Source organism: Gordonia sp. VNK21 (genome assembly GCF_046098115.1).
Taxonomy (GTDB): Bacteria; Actinomycetota; Actinomycetes; order Mycobacteriales; family Mycobacteriaceae; genus Gordonia.
In genome coordinates this window covers 11,890-29,369 of sequence record NZ_JBJURU010000019.1, presented here as the reverse complement: position 1 = coordinate 29,369, position 17,480 = coordinate 11,890, and the positions used below count along the sequence as shown (strand labels likewise).

Genomic DNA, 17,480 nt, shown 5'->3' with positions numbered 1-17,480 from the left:
CCACCCGGACGATCCGGAGTCGGCGCAGACGCGGTCGCAGAAGATCCTGATGCGCACCCGCCGGCTGGGCCAGCTGCGCACGGCCGGAGTGGCCCGGATCCTCGATGTGGTCCGCGGGGCCTCCGGCGGCATCATCGTCACCTCCTGGGTGCCCGGTGCACCGCTGTCCGAGGTGGCCCGCAGCGATCCGTCGGCGACCGGCGCCGCCCGGGCGGTGCGCACCCTGGCCGCCGGTGCCGAGGCTGCGCATCGGGCCGGCACCGCACTCTCGATCGACCATCCGGACCGCATCCGCATCAGTCTCAACGGCGACGCGGTGCTGGCCTTCCCGGCGGTCTTCGAGGGCGACGACCGGACCTCCGATGTGCGCGGTCTGGCGGCCGTCCTCTACGCGCTGCTGCTCGGCCGCTGGCCGCTCGACGAGGAGACCGGCCACCGGGTGGTCACCTCCGCCGACACCGATCAGGCGCCGGCCGGACTGCCGGCCCCCGATCCGGATCCCGCGCATCCGGATCAGCCGGTGGAACCGCGTGCGGTGAAGCCGTCGATCGGCTTCGAGATCTCCGCCGTGGCCGCCCGGGCACTGGCCGGGGACCGGGGCATCAGCTCGGCCGGCACGGTGCAGCATGTACTCGATCAAGCCACCGTCGTCGACCTGGCGACCGATCTGATTCCGCGGGTGGCCGGCGACACCCCGCCGGTGTCGGTGGCCCCGCTCAGCCGCAGCCGCCGGGAACGGCTGCTCGGCGAGGGCGAGTCGGGACGGCGCAACGGCGCACTGCTGGTGGGTATCGGCCTGTTCGTGGTGTTCCTGGTGATCGCGGTGGTCATCTGGCTCACCAACGCCTTCGGCACCAGCGACGACGTCGACATCGATTCGATCGTGCCGGGGGAGAGCACCAGTCAGAGCACTACCGTGCACAAACCCGCACCCGTGGTGGCCGAGGGGGTGACGGTCTTCGATCCGCTCGACGAGGCGGACGTGACGGCGGCGGAGAACGCCGAGAACGTCCTGACCGGTGCGGCCCCGCCGTGGTCGACCTCCACCTATCGCGGCACGGGACGGTTCGGCGGCCTCAAGGACGGTCTGGGTCTGATGTTCACCTTCGCCCCGGGCACCACCATCAGCCGGGTGACCGTGCAGACGCCCACCCCCGGCATGACGATCGAGCTGCGCACCGCCGGACGTGCGACCCCCGTGCTGAATCGAACGCAGGTCGTCGGCGGGGGCACGATCACCGCCGAGAATCGGACGATCGCCGTCGACGACGGCGGTGCCAAGACCCGCTACCTGCTGCTGTGGATCACCGAGCTGGGACCGACCGACGAGAACGGCGGCGGCTACCAGGCGACGATCGAGAAGGTCAGCTTCACCGGTCCGTAGCGTCCCCTACGCCGCGGCAGCATCACCGGGCGGCTACGCCGCTGTGACACCACCGGGCGGCTACGCCGCTGTGACACCACCGGGCGGCTACGCCGCTGTGACACCACCGGGCGGCTACGCCGCTGTGACACCACCGGGCGGCTACGCCGCTGGGCTCGAATCGGCGGCGACCGGTGCCGCAGAGGCCTTTTCGGCGGTGGGCGCCCATCCGGGCGGGCCGAAGGTGTAGCCGAGCTTGTCGCGCCAGCGGTCGGCGGCGCGGACGTCACGGGCCAGGTTCGCGTACTCGTGCGTCTGCAGCTTCCAGATGTTGGTGGTCTGCACCGGGGTGGTGAGACCGTAGGTGGGACGGTGGGTCTCGGGCGTCCAGCTACCGAAGATCCGGTCCCAGACGATGAACACCCCGCCGTAGTTGCGATCCAGATACTCCGGATCGCTGCCGTGATGCACCCGATGATGCGAGGGTGTGTTCATCACGAATTCCACTGGGCGCCACAACTTTCCGATGTGCTCGGTATGCACCCAGAACTGGTAGACCAGGTTGAGCGAATAGCAGGCGAAGATCACCGCCGGCGGCACGCCGAGCGCGGCGAGCGGCGCGAACATGATCATCGCCATCGAGTTGTTCCACTTCTGGCGCAGCGCGGTGGCGAAGTTGTAGTACTCGCTCGAGTGGTGCGCCTGGTGCGTGGCCCAGACCAGCCGCACCCTATGCGAGACCCGATGCGAGAAGTAGAACTGCAGATCCAGCGCGACGAAGCCGATCACCCACGTGTACCAGGCGCTCGCCGGCAACTGCCACGGCGCCACATAGCTGAACAGCGCCACGTACACGAAGAGGGTGAGGAACTTGGAGAGCGCCGAGGTGCCGATCGAGATCAGGCCCATGAGCAGCGAGGCCCGCGCATCACCGGCCTGATACGCGCCGCGCGCCGGACGGCCGCCGGACTCCTCGTCGTGCTCGAGCCGGGCTGCGGCGAACAGCTCCAGCCCGAGCATCACCACGAAGAAGGGGATGGCGATCACGGTGGGTTCGCGCATCGCCTCGGGCAGGAAGTCGAGCATGGTGTTCTCCCGGATCGTGCGGCCGACTTATCTGACACTACTGCGTGTCAGATAACGGTGGCAAGTCCCCGCGGGGCTGTTCATCGTACGATGAACAGCGATGGCTGAGCGCAGGCAACGGGTGTACGGGGGCATGAGCGCCGAGGAGCGTCGCCATCAGCGGCGCACCGCACTGATCGGCGCTGGTCTCGAACTCTTCGGAACGATCGGCTATCCGAGCGTGTCGGTGAAACGGATCTGCGACGAGGCCGGCCTGACCCAGCGCTACTTCTACGAATCCTTCGCCGACCGGGAAGCACTGCTGGGCGAGGTGTACCGGCACTGCGTGGAGCGGCTGCGTTCGACCACCCTCGACAGTGCGGCCGCCTACCTCTCGGCGGCCGGTCTCCCGTCGACCGGCGTCCCCACCGACTCCGTCGCACCGCTCGCCCGGCTGGTGCTCGGCGCCTTCGTCGACGCGCTGACGCAGGACCGGCGGGTGGCCCGCATCATCCTCATCGAGGTGGTGGGCATCAGTCAGGAACTCGAAGCCCTGCGGATCGGTGCGATCCACGACTGGGCCGACCTGATCCTCGGCTTCACCTCCGGCGAGGACGCCGCCGATCCCCGATCCCGGCTCGCCGCCATCGGCTTCGTCGGAGCCTTCACCCAGCTGCTGGTGGACTGGCAGATGGCCACCACCCATCCGATCAGCGCCGACGCCGGACCGGACCTGTTCACCCCGGCCGCCATTCACGACGTCGCCACCGAGATGCTGATCGGTGCCTACCAGCGGGTGATCAACACCGCGGAGTAGGTGCTCAGCCCAGGGCTGCGGCGATCTCCGCGCGCACCTCGTCCACCCCGCCGACGACGAACTCCCAGGGCGAGCCGTCCGAGAGCGTGATGCACAGCCGGTCGGCCTTGCCGCCGCTGAACACCCCGCCGCTGCCGGGGACCGTGCCCACCGCTGCGATGTGCCGCAACGCCACCGCGAACCGGGTGCCCTGCACGCGCTTGGCGAAACCCTTGGGTTCGAAGACCACATGCGTCCGGGTCAGCTGCAGCTCCCCGCGCGCCAGGCCCCGCCCGATCGGCCGGGCCGCGCGCCAGCGGTGCAGTGGCGTGTCGTCGTCGTCGGACATCGGCTCCCCCTCGTCTGATCGCGTGGTTCTCGTCGCACGCCGAGAACTCCAGGTTAAGGCACCGTGGCGCGCATCACCGGTGCGGCCCGGCTGCGGCGAAGCGCTCCGGTGCCCGGCGGCGCTGCGTATGGTTGACCTCGTCCCTCTGCAGCCGCATCCGAGTCCCTGGAGTACCCATGACGAAGGCCTCGCCGGCGTCCGGCTCCGCCGGGCTGCCCGAGCCGCCCTTCAGCATCGAGCTGCTCGCCGACTACTACGCGGGCGCCCTCGGACCGGAACTCACCGCACACATCACCGACCAGCTGCCGGCCGATCCGGCCGGGCGCCGCGTCCTCGCCGCGCTCGACGCGACCCGGATCGAGCTCGGCGCGAGCCGGCCCACACCGGCACCCGCCGAGATGCCGGACGCGGTGACCCGGCGGATCGACGATCTGCTCGGCGGGCTCGGCGCGCCCTGAACACCGGCTCGTGACCATCGTCACGGCTCCCGCACCCGTGCCGGGAACACCAGCACTTAGGCTGGTGTTGACACTCACGGAACCGGCGGCGTCACCGCCGGCTGCAGACGCCGCGTGGCCGGCCCAGGAGAAGAGGATTGATGAGCGAGACCGACGAGACCATCCACGACGTGATCATCGTGGGCTCCGGACCCGCCGGATACACCGCCGCCGTCTACGCGGCCCGCGCCGAACTGTCCCCGCTGGTCTTCGAGGGAATCTCCTTCGGCGGCGCGCTCATGACCACCACCGAGGTGGAGAACTTCCCGGGCTTCCGCAACGGCATCCAGGGCCCCGAGCTGATGGACGAGATGCGCGAGCAGGCACTGCGCTTCGGCGCCGACCTGCGCACCGAAGAGGTCGACGCCATCCGTCTCGGCGGCGAGATCAAAGAGGTCGAGGTGGGCGGCGAGGTCTTCCGCGCCCGGGCGATCATTCTGGCGATGGGCGCCGCCGCCCGCTACCTGGGCGTGCCCGGTGAGCAGGAGCTCCTCGGCCGCGGCGTCTCCGCCTGTGCCACCTGCGACGGCTTCTTCTTCAAAGAGCAGGACATCGCCGTGATCGGCGGCGGCGACTCGGCGATGGAGGAGGCCACCTTCCTCACCAAGTTCGCGCGCAACGTCACCCTGATCCACCGGCGCGACGAATTCCGCGCCTCGAAGATCATGCTCGACCGCGCCCGCAACAACGAGAAGATCACCTTCCTGACCAACGCCACCGTGTCCGCGGTCAAGGGAGAGCAGGGCGTCTCCGAACTCGAGATCACCGACACCCGCACCGGTGAGGTCAGCTCCCTGGCGGCGACGGGCATGTTCGTCGCGATCGGGCACGATCCGCGCAGCCAGCTCGTCCGCGGTCAGGTCGACCTCGACGACGAGGGCTACGTGAAGGTGCAGGGCCGCAGCACGCAGACCTCCGTGCCCGGCGTCTTCGCCTGCGGCGACCTCGTCGACCACACCTACCAGCAGGCGATCACCGCCGCCGGCAGCGGCTGCAGCGCCGCGATCGACGCGGAACGCTGGCTGGCCGCCGATCACTGACAATCCACCCGATAAAGGAGAATCCCATGGCAGAGAACACCGTTGCCGTCACCGACGACAGCTTCGCCACCGACGTCCTCACCTCCGACAAGCCGGTGCTCGTCGACTTCTGGGCCACCTGGTGCGGTCCGTGCAAGATGGTCGCCCCGGTGCTCGACGAGATCGCCCGCGACAACGCCGAGAAGCTGACCGTCGCCAAGGTGGACGTGGACGCGAACCCCAACCTCGCCCGGGAGTTCAAGATCATGTCCATCCCGACGATGATGCTCTTCGAGAACGGCAAGCCCACCAAGACGATTCAGGGCGCCAAGTCCAAGTCGGCGCTGCTGCGCGACCTGTCGTCGGTCCTGGACTGATCCCGCCGCCGGCACCGCAGCCCGGTGTGATCCGGGTCGCGGTGCCGGTATCAATCCGGACAACGTTCACCCAAGTTTGTCGGCGGCGGCGAATACCTGAGAGAATGGGACCATCCGGTCTTCGCGCCGCCGTCGGGGTGCGCGAACAGATGCGAGACGGAGAGAGTGGGGTGGAGAATGCCGACGTTGCGTCTGGGCGATCGGGGATCGGGAGTCGCCGAGATCCGGGCCATCCTCTCCGCACGTGGGCTGCTCTCCGACCCGGTTCGTACGACGGGCTCCTCGGCCGCCAACGCGCCGGTGCCCAATGCCGCGGCGCTCAGCCGTGACGGCGTCGCCCACCACGAGGCCGTCTTCGATGCGGACTGCGACCGGGCGATCCGCGCCTTTCAGCAGGAGCGCGGCCTGATCGCCGACGGCATCGTCGGCCACGCCACCTACACCGCACTCCGGGAGGCCTCCTACCGACTCGGCAGCCGGGTGCTGCTCTACCGGCTGTCCGCCCCGATGACCGGCGACGACGTGGCAACCCTGCAGTCCCGCCTGCAGAACCTCGGCTTCTACCACGGGCTCGTCGACGGCACCTTCGGCGAGACCACGCACAGCGCCGTCCTGCTCTATCAGGGCGAGTACGGCCTGTCCGCCGACGGCATCTGCGGTCCGGAGACCCTCAAATCCCTCGACCGGCTCGGTTCCCGGGTGACCGGTGGTTCGCCGCACGCCATCCGCGAGGAGGAGGCCGTGCGGCAGTCCGGACCGCGCCTGACCGGCAAGCGGATCCTGATCGATCCGGGCAGTGACGACGCCACTCCCGAAGAGAACGCCCTCATGTGGGATCTCGCGGCCCGCCTCGAAGGCCGCATGTCGGCCGCCGGGATGGAGACCTTCCTCTCCCACGACCGGCAGTCGGCGCCGTCCGACGATGAACGTGCCCGGGTGGCCAACATGGTGGGCGCGGACCTGATGGTCTCGCTGCGTCTGGCGCACTATCCGAACGAGCGGGCCAACGGCGCCGCGACCTTCTACTACGGTTCGGCGCACGGCTCGTACTCGACGATCGGCCGGAATCTGGCCGGCTACATCCAGCGCGAGGTGGTGGCCCGCACGCACCTGCTGGACTGCCGTACCCATGAGCGCACCTGGAGTCTGCTCCGGCTGACCCGGATGCCCGTCGTGGTCCTCGAGGCCGGGTACATCACCAATCCCCACGATGCCCGGATCCTCTCGGATCCGCAGCATCGGGACACCATCGCCGAAGCGGTGCTGGTGGCCGTCAAACGGCTCTACCTCGCCGGCGAGAACGATCGCCCCACGGGCACCTACACCTTCTCTGATCTGCTTGCCGCAGAACAGATCTCGTACTGACTGACCGCCGTGCGGCGCTGACGCCGCCCGGTACGCCGGCAGCCCACCGGGCGGTCAGCAGACCCGGCTCGGCGCCAGTTCCACCGACTGCGGCTCGACCAGCTTCCGCAGCGCGTGCTCGACCTGCATCTTCCAGCCGAGGCCCTCGTCGAGTTCGAGTCGCAGCCGCGGAAGATAGGGATCCTCGGCCACCACCTCGAAGCCCGCGTCGAGGAGCACCTGGGTGTCGATCAGGCAGCCGCGGCAGACATTGCCGGCCACCCCCGCCCCGAGCAGAAGTGCGACCAGATCGCCGGCCAGCGCCTCGTCGGAAGCGGTGAAGCCGAACGCCTCCACAGCCCGGACACCGCGCCGGGCGGCGTCGGCGACCACGGCGTCGAAGAGCAGTGGCGCCGCCGACTCGAATCCCGGGTCGGTGGTGACCGTGGTCAAGAGCACCGCGTCGGAACTGACCGGTGCGGTGGGGAAGCGCCGGGCCCGCGGCACGCGGGTGGGCGGGGCGTAGAACGCCGACCCCACGGTACGGCCGGTCGACGATTCGACGGCGAGCTGACAGCAGGTGCCCCATTCGAGCAGCAGCCCGGACACCCACGCCTCCTTGTCGAATTCGCTCTCGTACCCCTCGGCCGGGCCGGCCAGCAGAACGTCGAGCCCGTCCTCGGATGCGGAGGCATCCACCTCCCAGAAGACGCAGCGCCGACTGTGCAGGGGGAGCCGGTCGAAACCGTCGAGCTCGAGCGGCGACACCGAGATGCTCATCGCGACCCTGCTCCCTTCCCGAAAACCCTCATCGATGCCGCCGACGGCCTGCTGTCACTGTGACGTTTTGGACGGCACCCGCCGTGCCGGGGTCGCCGATGTCCGAATCACCCTATTTTCCGGCGATCACGTCCACGATACGTTCCAGGTCGTCCACCGAGCCGAACTCGATCACCACCTTGCCCTTCCGCTTGGACAGACTGACACTCACCTTGGTGTCGAGCCGATCCGCGAGCCGATCCGCCACATCACGCAGGCCCGGCATCTCCATCGGGGGGCGACGCTTGGCCGCGGTTCCCGGTGAGGTCGAGGGACCGTCGTTGTTGGCGAGAGTGACCGCCTCTTCCGTCGCCCGGACGGACAGACCCTCGGCGACGATCCGGGCGGCCAGCTGTTCCTGTGCCTCGGTGCCGGCTTCCAGGGACAGCAGCGCACGGGCGTGACCGGCCGACAGCACGCCGGCGGCGACCCGGCGCTGCACCGGAATCGGCAGTTTGAGCAACCGGATCATGTTGGTGATCACCGGTCGTGAGCGGCCCAACCGCTTGGCGAGCTCCTCGTGTGTCACGTCGAACTCGTCGAGCAACTGCTGATAGGCGGCCGCCTCTTCGAGCGGATTGAGCTGTGCGCGGTGGATGTTCTCCAGCAGCGCATCGCGAAGCAGATCACCGTCGGAGGTCTCGCGGACGATCGCCGGGATCGCCTCCAGGCCCACCTCGGTGCTGGCCCGCCAGCGACGCTCGCCCATGATCAGCTGATAGCGGACACCGCCGGGCTTGGTCTGCGGCAGTTCCCGGACGACGATGGGCTGCATCAGCCCGAACTCACGGATCGAGTGCTCGAGCTCGGCGAGCGCCTCCTCGTCGAAAACGGTCCGCGGCTGCTGCGGGTTAGGCTCGATCTGGTCAGGCGGGATCTCCCGGTAGACCGCACCCACATCGGCATTCTCGACGGCAGGGGAGTCGGTGCCCTCGGCGCCGGTGGTGCCGGTGGTCGGGGCGGTCAGATCTGTGCCGACCGCCGGTGCGGCAGGCGCTGCGGCCGGACCGCCGATGACGACGTCCGCCGCCACCGAGCCCATCCGCGAGGTGTTCACGCCCGGCTGGTCGTCAGTCGGACTGGTCGGGATCAGAGCCGCCAGGCCGCGGCCGAGCCCGCCTCGCCGCTGATTGTCGCGCTGACTCATTTGACCGCAGTCCCTTCACTCGCACCGCGCAGCGCGAGTTCCCGCGCCGCATCCAGATAGCTCATCGCTCCACGTGAACCCGGGTCGTATTCGATGATCGTCATACCGAAGCCGGGTGCCTCCGACACCTTCACACTGCGCGGGATGATCGTCGACAGCACGATCTCCCCGAAGTGTCCGCGCACCTCCGCGGCCACCTGATCGGCGAGCTTGGTACGGCCGTCGTACATGGTGAGCAGGATGGTGGAGACGTGCAGCTCCTTGTTCAGGTGTGCCTGCACCATCTCGATATTGCGGAGGAGCTGGCCGACGCCCTCGAGCGCGTAGTACTCACACTGAATCGGAATCAGCACCTCGCGAGCCGCCACCATCGCATTGACCGTGAGCAGGCCGAGCGACGGCGGGCAGTCGATGAGCACGTAGTCGATCCCCAGCTCGCGCAGCACCTCGGCATCGAGGGCGTTGCGCAGCCGACTCTCCCGGGCGACCACCGAGACGAGCTCGATCTCGGCGCCGGCCAGGTCGAGGGTCGACGGGACGCAGTAGAGGTGATCGTTGGCGGGGGAGCGCTGAATCGCGTCGCGCAGCGGGACGTCGTCGAGCAGTAGTTCGTAGACCGAGGCGATGCCGGGCTGACGATGATCGATCCCCAGCGCGGTGCTCGCGTTGCCCTGCGGATCGAGGTCGACCACCAGCACGCCGAGTCCGTGCAGCGCGAGACCCGCGGCCAGGTTCACGGCCGTCGTCGTCTTGCCCACGCCGCCCTTCTGGTTGGCGATGGTCATCACCCGCGGCCGCGGCGGCCGGGGCAACCGCTCCGCAGCACCGGGCGTCAGCACCTCACTGGCACGCGCTGCTGCCGCGGCGATGGGAGTGTCTGCGAACTGGTGATCAATGGCTGGGGTCGCCGTTTCACGTGAAACTGCACGATCGTCACTCGCCATCCCGGCACTCCTTCAGGTCGATATCAACATTCTGCGCCCTACGCACCCTCGGCGCCAATCCTCGCATCGGCACACCGGCCGCGCCTCCGCCACTGCTCGTCCGGCACGTCGGCCGGGCTGCCGGATCAACGCCGGCCACGCGCGGCCACCCGTTCACCGATGAGCAGTGTGGTCGGCGGATCGACCACACCGACCCCGACCTCCGTCACGCGCAGGCCCACCACGCCGAGCCGGGCCACCGCATTCCGATGGTGCTCGATCTCCTCCACCGCGGTCCTCCCCTTCAGTGCGACCAGGCGGCCACCCACGCGAATCAAAGGTGCCGACCAGGTGGCCAACCGGTCGAGGGGAGCCACCGCACGTGAGGTCACCACATCCGCGAGCCCCACCGCGTCGCGAACGCTCTTCTCCTCTGCGCGCCCACGGACTACGGCGACGTTGGTCAGCGCCAGCTGGTCCACCACCTCGTCGAGGAAGGTCGTCCGTCGCAGCAACGGTTCCACCAGGGTGACGGTCAGGTCGGGCCGAGCGATCGCCAGCGGAATTCCCGGGAAGCCGGCACCGCTGCCGATGTCGATGACCGTTGACGACTCGGCGATCGCCTCGCCGAGCACCGCACAGTTGAGGACGTGGCGCGACCACAGTCTCGCCGGTTCACGTGGACCGATCAGCCCCCGCAGCACTCCCTGATCGCTGAGGATGTCGACATAACCCTGAGCCAGCGTCAGCCGTCGACCGAATACGTCGGCGGCCGCGGGCGGTGCGGCCTCCCGCTCCTGTTCCTCATCGGCCACTGGTCTCGATCCCTTCTGCTGTTCCACGTGAAACGCGGATGGTCCACCCGGCAGGGGAGTGGGGAGTGTTCCACGTGGAACCCTCCGCAGCGTCTCCACCCGACCGCTCTCGATCTCACTCACAGCCGACTGCGTGTCGGCCGGAATAGTCACCCACCATCTTCCCATCGGAGTCCGGCACAGGCGAACCCGCCCCGAACCGGACACACGTTGTTTCACGCGAAACCACATAGCGGACCGTGGTCGCTTCCGGAACTCCTAACGACGCCCGGGCAGTGTTTCCCGTGAAACCGCGTGGCGTCACGGCTCAGGTTTCCCGTGAAACACTGTTCATCGTCGAGAACTACACGTCTGTGATTCGTAGCCCGAAACGCAAGGAGTCCCGGCCGCAGCCGGGACTCCTCACACGCTAGCTCTCAGGCGAGCTCACTCCTTGATGACCACGACTCGCCGCTTGGGCTCGGCGCCTTCACTCTCGCTGTAGACACCGTCGACCGCCGCTACCGCGTCGTGGACGATCTTGCGCTCGAACGGGGTCATCGGGTCGAGTTCCTCCCGGCCGCCGTTGTCCCGGACGCGCTGCGCCGCCTCGGTGCCGAGCGTGGTGAGCCGGGCGCGACGGTCCGCGCGCCAGCGTGCGATGTCGAGCATCAGCCGGCTGCGGTCTCCGGTCGCCTGCTGCACGGCCAGCCGGGTCAGCTCCTGCAGGGCGTCGAGCACCTCGCCCTTCCGGCCGACCAGCTTGTCCAGATCGTCGCCGCCGTCGATGCTCACGACGGCACGGTCACCGTCCACGTCGAGATCGATGTCGCCGTCGAAGTCGAGGACGTCGAGCAACTGCTCGAGGTAGTCACCGGCGATCTCGCCCTCTTCGATCAGGCGATCGTCCTCGTCGTCGTCCTCGTCGTCTTCATCCTCGACGACCTGACCGCCGGTCTCGGCCGGGGCGTCCTGGCCCTCGGCCGGAGTGCCGGTGTCGTCGGTCTGGTCGGTCACAGCGTCGTCGCCGGTCGCGCCGTCGATGCCCGCGTCGTCCTGCACCGCGTCGGTGGTCACGTCCTCGTCCACCGTGCTGTCGGGTTCAGCTGTCATGGGGATACCTCACTTGTTCATCGTCAAAGTCTGTCGGGGGAGTGGTGGCGGATCAGATCCGGCCGCCCTTCCGCTTCTTCTTGGGCTTGTTCTGCTGGCCCCGGTTCTGCTGCTTGCGGTTCTGCTGCGTCCGATTCTGTGCAGTGGTGCCTCCGCCCTGCTTGGCGGTCGCTTCCTGCGGGGCGGCCTTGCGCTTGGGGACATCGGCCCGCACCTCGCCGTCGGCGAGCAGCACGTGCACGGCGTCCGGGCTCTCGAGCAGCTCCGTCACCAGCTCCACCGCGTCCTGCTGCAGTCCGGCCGCCTCGTCCTTGGCGAGGTTGCGCCCGCCGCCGGCGGCTTCGAGCTTCTGCGTCCAGGCGCCGGTCCGCTCGGCCCGCGACTTGGCCGCCGCCGTGGCACCGTCCTCGTTCGCGGCATCGGTGAGCAGGGCCAGGGCCTCCTGCGCCGCCGCCGGATTGGCCGGTGCCGCACGCTTGGTTCGGCCGGCCGCCGGGGCCGGGGCGGCCACGATGATCTTCAGCTGTGCGAGCTGGAGGGCGATGGTCGGATCCACGTCCAGGGTGGTCAGCACCTCGATCGCCTTGGTCGCCGCGGCCCGGGCCTGATCGTTGCGGCCGGCCCGGAAGTTCGCCACCGCGACGAGTCGCTGCAGGCTGGCCCGCCGGTACGGGGCGAGTTCGGCGGGACGCTGCGCATCCTCGGTCCACGCACGCTCGTACGCCTTGAGGATCGATTCGTCACCGGACAGCAGATCGAAGACCCGCTCATTCTCTCCGGATTCCAGCCAGCCCTCGCCCTGCCAGAAGCGCATCGACAGATACCGTTCGAGCGCCGGCAGCTCGGCGTCCGGCTTGACCGCGTCCTTGCGGGCGATGTCGATCGAGCCGTGGCTCAGCGACGCCCGGGCTTCGGTCTGGTCGGCGAGCAGGGCCAGTTCATAGCCGGCGCGGGCGATGCCGTTGCTGCCGCGGTAGAGCCAGTCGGACTTGCGCTGTCCGTAGCGCAGCACCTTGCGGAACTCGGTCGAGGCATCACCGGTCCGCCCTTCGGCCAGGGCGGCGTAGCCGCGGTCCATCGTCTTCTTGGGATCGAAGTTGTTCGGCAGCGGCTTCTCACCCGGTCGGGGAGCAGCAGCCTTCTGCTTCTCCTCCTTGACCAGCTTGGCCATCTCCTCTTCCTTGGCCATCCGGCCGAAGACGATGTGCTGCTGCGCGTAGGTCCAGGCGTTGTTGCTCACCCAGTAGAGCAGGATGGCGATGGGGAAGATGAAGCCCGTCGCCAGAATGCCGATGGGGAAGACCCACAGGGCCAAGCGGTTCATGATGCGCGTCTGCGGGTTGTTGGCCGCATCCATGGTCTGCCGGGCGACCGAGGCCCGCGAGTTCATGTGCGTGGCGAACGACGACAGGATCATCAGCGGAACGGCGACCGCGACGATCTGCCAGCGCTCGAAGTCGACGGGGGCACCGGGCTGGACGAAGGCCTGGAACTGATCGACGGGCTCACTGATGTACGACGAGAGCGGCACCCCGAACAGGCGCGCGTCCAGGAAGTTCTCCACCAGCTCGGGACTGAAACCGTAGTTGCCGGTCGAGCGGGTCTCGGCCGCGCTCATCGCATGCGCAGGGTGCCCGAAGGGCATCGCAGTTCCGCCGCCCATCCGGTTGAACGAGCGCAGCACGTGGAACAGACCGATGAACACCGGAATCTGCAGCAGCATCGGCAGGCAGCCCAGCAGCGGATTGAAGCCGTGCTCCTTCTGGAGCTTCTGCATCTCCTCGGTCATCTTGACCCGGTCGTTGCCGTACTTCTTGCGGATGGCCTGCATCTGCGGGTTGATTTCCTGCATCTTCTTCGTCGTTGTGACCTGCTTGACGAAGGGCTTGTACAGGATGGCGCGGAGGGTGAAGACCAGGAAGACCACCGAGAGCGCCCAGGCGACGCCCGACCAGCCGGGGCTGTCCGGCGTGATCTTGTCGAACAGCCAGTGCCAGACCCACATGATCCAGGACACCGGGTAGTAGATGAAGTTGAGCACGGCTCACTTACCCCTATCTGACGTCGCCGCACCGGCCGGGTCATCGGCCGCTGCGGCGCTTGTGATTGAAGTCTTCTGTTGGCGCCCGAACCACTGGGCGGGCCCGGTCTCGGGCACCGGGTCGTAGCCCGGCTTGTGCCAGGGTCCGCATTTGAGCAGTCGCCACACCGACAGCACCGACCCCCAGAGGAAGCCGTGCCGGTCAAGCGCTTCGATCGCATAGGCGCTGCAGGTCGGTTCGAATCGGCAGGTCGGCATCCGCATCGGGGAGATCCAGCTGCGGTACAGCTCCACCAGAAAGATCACCGCACGGCGCGGGAAGAGGTGGAGACGACGGCCGAGGCTCACGGCGCATCCCCGACCGGGGTCGCCGCCGCGGCGCCGCGCTCGCCGAAGGCGGCCTGAATCCGTGTGTTCGACAAGGCCTTGCGCAGCTGCGCATCGAGTTGGCCGGCACTGGCCGCGGTGATCGACGGACGGGCCCGGAGCACCACGTAGGTCTCCGGATCGGGCAGGAGATGCTTGTGCCGGGCGAAGCTGTGCCGCAGCCGTCGGGCCGTGGCATGCCTCACGACGGCGTTGCCCACCTTCTTGGAGACGATCAGACCCAGCCAGGGTCCGCCGGCCAGCGCCACATCGCTGCGGATGCCGCTCGGGTCCGGCCAGCGGGCCGGAACCGGAGCGAGATGCACCACCACATCACGCGCCGAAACCCGCACACCCTTGTCGAGTGTGCGGGCGAAGTCGGAACTGCGCGCGATGCGCGACGAGTCAGCGGACACCGAACGGGCCGACCGGACTCGACCGCTCAGGCGGTGAGCTTGGCGCGGCCCTTGCTGCGGCGGTTGGCGACGATCGAACGGCCGGCGCGGGTGCGCATCCGCAGACGGAAGCCGTGCACGCGGGCACGTCGACGATTGTTCGGCTGGAAAGTCCGCTTCCCCTTGGCCATCGGGAACTCCTTGTTTCGGTACTGCTGATGGTCTGTCTACCTGCTGGCCCGCGCTCACTCCGGCGTGGGTTGCCGGTCCCGAACCCGGGCATGCCGGGCTCGCGCACACAACACGGGCGACCGTTCGAGACTACTCAGCCCGCGTGTCCAAATCAAACGAGCCGACTTCGGGGACTATTCTGCTCCGCCACAGTTCGCGACCGATCGCATGTGTCACATCTGACACACAGGCCGCAGTCATCACCGTGGTCGCAATCTCTCCGTTCGCCGGACAGAGTTCTCCACCGGTGTGGATAACATTGTGGAAAGCGTGGCACGTCGTCGCAGTTCATGGCAGCGTCTGCGCCATCGCCCTGTGGAAGAACAACGATTGAGAGGTACGACGTGAGTGACGGTCACGGTTCGTTCGGCGACGTCTGGAACCAGGTGGTCCACGAACTGAACACCGATCAGTCGCCGGACGTCAAACCGCTGACCGCCCAGCAGAAGGCCTGGCTCTCGCTGGTCCACCCGCTCACCATCACCGAGGGATTCGCCCTGCTCACTGTGCCGAATGCGCTGGTCCAGGAGCAGATCGAGCGCAAACTGCGCGACACCATCGGCGACGCCCTGAGCCAGCGGCTCAACCAGCCGGTGGAGATCGCGGTACGGATCGCCGAACCCCCGGCCACCCCGCCGGCACCCGAGCCGGTGGTCGTCGACACCCCCGTCGATCCCGTCGTCACCGCCCCGGCGCCGTCCGCACCCATCCCGGACCACGCCGATGCGGTGCGGCCGCCGGCCGTCGGCGCCGATTCCCCGCTGCCGCCGGCCACCCCGGGTGCGGTGCCCGGCTCGCCGAGTGCCGGCAGCGGCACCCGCGACTGGGCCGCCTACTTCGATCAGCGCGACACCGCCGCACCGTCGGACAGCACCGCCTCGCTGCATCCGCGCTACACCTTCGACACCTTCGTCATCGGCACCTCGAACCGCTTCGCACACGCCTCGGCCGTCGCCGTCGCCGAAGCCCCCGCCCGCGCCTACAATCCCCTGTTCATCTGGGGTGAGTCGGGCCTGGGCAAGACGCATCTGCTGCACGCTGCCGGCCACTACGCCCAACGGCTGTATCCGGGGATGCGGGTCAAGTACGTCTCCACCGAAGAGTTCACCAACGACTTCATCAACTCCCTGCGCGACGACCGGCAGATGGCGTTCAAGCGCCGCTACCGCGACATCGACATGCTGCTCGTCGACGACATCCAGTTCCTCGAAGGCCGGGAAGGCATCCAGGAGGAGTTCTTCCACACCTTCAACGTGCTCCACAACGCCAACAAGCAGATCGTGATCTCCTCCGACCGCCCGCCCCGGATGCTCGCCACCCTCGAAGACCGGCTGCGCACCCGGTTCGAGTGGGGCCTGATCACCGACGTGCAGCCGCCCGACCTGGAGACCCGGATCGCGATCCTGCGCAAGAAGGCGCAGATGGACAACCTCGATGCGCCCGACAACGTGCTCGAGCTGATCGCCTCCAAGATCGAACGCAACATCCGTGAACTCGAAGGCGCGCTGATCCGCGTGACCGCCTTCGCCTCACTCAACGGGGCACCGCTGGACGTGGGGCTGGCCGAGGTCGTCCTCAAGCAGCTCATCCCCGACACCGGTACCCCGGAGATCACCGCCGCCAGCATTCTGGCCGTGATCGCCGAGTACTTCGACGTCTCGCTCGACGAGCTCCTCGGCCCCGGCCGGGTCCACAACCTGGTGTACGCCCGGCAGATCGCGATGTATCTGTGCCGCGAACTCACCGATCTGTCGCTGCCGCGGATCGGCGAGACCTTCAACCGCGACCACACCACCGTGATGCACGCCGAACGCAAGATCCGTAAGGAGATGGCGGAGAAGCCCACCGTCTACGACGACGTCCAGCAGCTCACTGCACGCATCAAACAGCGCGCCCGCGGCTGACTCTCAACCCTCACCCGAGACTTCGTGTGGTTCTCGCCGGCGCGGGCCGGACCGGTCGGCCGCGGCCTTCTCCGTCACCCGAGCGCATCCGAAAGCCCAGGTGAGCAGATGCCCGACAGCTGTGGACAAGATTGGTGACAACTCGGCCTGCGACTGTGGACGCGCGGTGGAGACACAGTGGACGGAAACCGGCGTCCACAGCGACGGCTAGAAGTCCACTGGTGGCGTCCACCGGCCGTCCACACACCGACACACCGCTGAACCAGTGCCGATGCGGGTTTCCCACAGAACCCACAGGACTTATTACTACTAAGAATTTCTCTTTGAGATATCTCTTCTAATAGTCACCGTGTGGATGCACAGGCGGTCCCGCCGGCGCAGGACCGCCCGGGAGCCGCCTGCGGCCCGATCGGAGTCGCCCCAACTGGCGACGTCGGCCGCCGAGCGCTCTACAGTGGGATTCGGCGAACAACCAGATCGCCGGGACCTCGTGCGCTTCGTTGCCGTCTGCGCACCGATCGATCCGTCCCGGCACCACGAGAAGGGCAACCACTGCAGATGAAGTTTCGTGTCGTGCGCGACGAGTTCGCCGACGCCGTCGCCTGGGTCGCTCGCAGCCTGCCGTCCCGTCCTCCGGTCCCGGTGCTCGGCTGCGTGGTGCTCACCGCCGGGGACACCGGCCTGCAGGTCGCAGGCTTCGACTACGAGGTCTCCGCATCCGAAGCCCTCTCTGCCGAGGTCCTCGAACCCGGCAAGGTCCTGGTCTCCGGTCGCCTGCTCGCCGACATCACCCGTGCCCTGCCGGCCAAGCCCGTCGATGTGAGCATCGACGGCTCCCGCGTCGCGATCGCCTGCGGCAGCTCCAAGTTCTCGCTGCCGACCATGCCCGTCGAGGACTATCCGGACCTGCCCGAGGTCCCCGAGAACCTCGACGGCG

General features: G+C 68.3%; 16 protein-coding genes and 3 pseudogenes. 8 read left to right on the top strand and 11 right to left on the bottom strand.

Features of this window, described 5'->3' with window-relative positions; translation table 11 throughout:
- Window positions 1-1,384, top strand: a pseudogene (locus ACJMNC_RS16765) (virulence factor MviN); the annotation flags it as partial.
- A gap of 141 nt (window positions 1,385-1,525) precedes the next feature.
- On the opposite strand, the gene ACJMNC_RS16760 reads toward ACJMNC_RS16765, so the two are convergent.
- Complete coding sequence (locus tag ACJMNC_RS16760) at window positions 1,526-2,449, bottom strand: sterol desaturase family protein (RefSeq protein ID WP_408949095.1); 924 nt, start codon at window positions 2,447-2,449, stop codon at window positions 1,526-1,528.
- A gap of 100 nt (window positions 2,450-2,549) precedes the next feature.
- Between ACJMNC_RS16760 and ACJMNC_RS16755 the strand changes: the two genes are divergently transcribed.
- The gene (locus ACJMNC_RS16755; RefSeq protein WP_408949094.1) at window positions 2,550-3,245 is read left to right on the top strand and encodes a TetR/AcrR family transcriptional regulator; all 696 of its coding nucleotides are present in this window, start codon (window positions 2,550-2,552) and stop codon (window positions 3,243-3,245) included.
- Window positions 3,246-3,249: 4 nt separating this feature from the next.
- On the opposite strand, the gene ACJMNC_RS16750 is transcribed toward ACJMNC_RS16755, so the two are convergent.
- Entirely contained in the window at window positions 3,250-3,573 is a 324-nt protein-coding gene (locus tag ACJMNC_RS16750) for a hypothetical protein (RefSeq protein ID WP_408949093.1), read from the bottom strand.
- A 176-nt stretch (window positions 3,574-3,749) separates the two neighbouring features.
- Here ACJMNC_RS16750 and ACJMNC_RS16745 point away from each other — a divergent pair, with 176 nt between their 5' ends.
- From ACJMNC_RS16745 to ACJMNC_RS16730, 4 genes are all read left to right on the top strand, one after another.
- Window positions 3,750-4,031, top strand: coding sequence for a hypothetical protein (locus tag ACJMNC_RS16745; protein WP_408949092.1), 282 nt, complete (start codon window positions 3,750-3,752; stop codon window positions 4,029-4,031).
- Window positions 4,032-4,171: 140 nt separating this feature from the next.
- Window positions 4,172-5,110 (top strand): thioredoxin-disulfide reductase, encoded by a 939-nt coding sequence (gene trxB, locus ACJMNC_RS16740; protein WP_408949091.1) that lies wholly within the window; start codon window positions 4,172-4,174, stop codon window positions 5,108-5,110.
- A 26-nt stretch (window positions 5,111-5,136) separates the two neighbouring features.
- Entirely contained in the window at window positions 5,137-5,466 is a 330-nt protein-coding gene (trxA, locus tag ACJMNC_RS16735; RefSeq protein WP_408949090.1) for a thioredoxin, read from the top strand.
- A 177-nt stretch (window positions 5,467-5,643) separates the two neighbouring features.
- Window positions 5,644-6,831 (top strand): N-acetylmuramoyl-L-alanine amidase, encoded by a 1,188-nt coding sequence (locus tag ACJMNC_RS16730; protein WP_408949089.1) that lies wholly within the window; start codon window positions 5,644-5,646, stop codon window positions 6,829-6,831.
- 54 nt (window positions 6,832-6,885) lie between these two features.
- On the opposite strand, the gene ACJMNC_RS16725 is transcribed toward ACJMNC_RS16730, so the two are convergent.
- The 9 genes and pseudogenes from ACJMNC_RS16725 to rpmH form a co-directional block, all read right to left on the bottom strand.
- Entirely contained in the window at window positions 6,886-7,590 is a 705-nt protein-coding gene (locus tag ACJMNC_RS16725) for a hypothetical protein (RefSeq protein WP_408949088.1), read from the bottom strand.
- Between the two features lie 112 nt (window positions 7,591-7,702).
- A complete protein-coding gene (locus ACJMNC_RS16720; protein ID WP_408949087.1) occupies window positions 7,703-8,776 on the bottom strand; it encodes a ParB/RepB/Spo0J family partition protein in 1,074 nt (357 codons plus the stop codon).
- The gene (locus tag ACJMNC_RS16715; RefSeq protein WP_408949086.1) at window positions 8,773-9,720 is read right to left on the bottom strand and encodes a ParA family protein; all 948 of its coding nucleotides are present in this window, start codon (window positions 9,718-9,720) and stop codon (window positions 8,773-8,775) included. Before ACJMNC_RS16715 ends, ACJMNC_RS16720 begins: the two co-directional genes overlap by 4 nt.
- Window positions 9,721-9,845: 125 nt before the next feature.
- The gene (gene rsmG, locus ACJMNC_RS16710; RefSeq protein ID WP_408949085.1) at window positions 9,846-10,514 is read right to left on the bottom strand and encodes a 16S rRNA (guanine(527)-N(7))-methyltransferase RsmG; all 669 of its coding nucleotides are present in this window, start codon (window positions 10,512-10,514) and stop codon (window positions 9,846-9,848) included.
- Between the two features lie 426 nt (window positions 10,515-10,940).
- A complete protein-coding gene (locus tag ACJMNC_RS16705) occupies window positions 10,941-11,606 on the bottom strand; it encodes a protein jag (protein WP_408949084.1) in 666 nt (221 codons plus the stop codon).
- 1,108 nt (window positions 11,607-12,714) lie between these two features.
- Window positions 12,715-13,647, bottom strand: a pseudogene (yidC, locus tag ACJMNC_RS16700) (membrane protein insertase YidC); the annotation flags it as partial.
- Window positions 13,648-13,650: 3 nt separating this feature from the next.
- On the bottom strand, window positions 13,651-13,995 hold the full coding sequence (gene yidD, locus ACJMNC_RS16695; protein WP_408949083.1) for a membrane protein insertion efficiency factor YidD: 345 nt from the start codon (window positions 13,993-13,995) through the stop codon (window positions 13,651-13,653).
- On the bottom strand, window positions 13,992-14,429 hold the full coding sequence (gene rnpA, locus ACJMNC_RS16690; RefSeq protein ID WP_408949082.1) for a ribonuclease P protein component: 438 nt from the start codon (window positions 14,427-14,429) through the stop codon (window positions 13,992-13,994). Before rnpA ends, yidD begins: the two co-directional genes overlap by 4 nt.
- Before the next feature lie 26 nt (window positions 14,430-14,455).
- Window positions 14,456-14,599 carry a 50S ribosomal protein L34 gene (gene rpmH / locus ACJMNC_RS16685; protein WP_408949081.1) on the bottom strand — a complete coding sequence of 48 codons (144 nt, stop codon included), beginning with the start codon at window positions 14,597-14,599 and terminating at the stop codon, window positions 14,456-14,458.
- Window positions 14,600-14,983: 384 nt separating this feature from the next.
- On the opposite strand from rpmH, the gene dnaA reads away from it, so the two are divergent.
- Entirely contained in the window at window positions 14,984-16,543 is a 1,560-nt protein-coding gene (dnaA, locus tag ACJMNC_RS16680) for a chromosomal replication initiator protein DnaA (protein WP_408949080.1), read from the top strand.
- A 558-nt stretch (window positions 16,544-17,101) separates the two neighbouring features.
- Window positions 17,102-17,480, top strand: a pseudogene (locus tag ACJMNC_RS16675) (DNA polymerase III subunit beta); the annotation flags it as partial.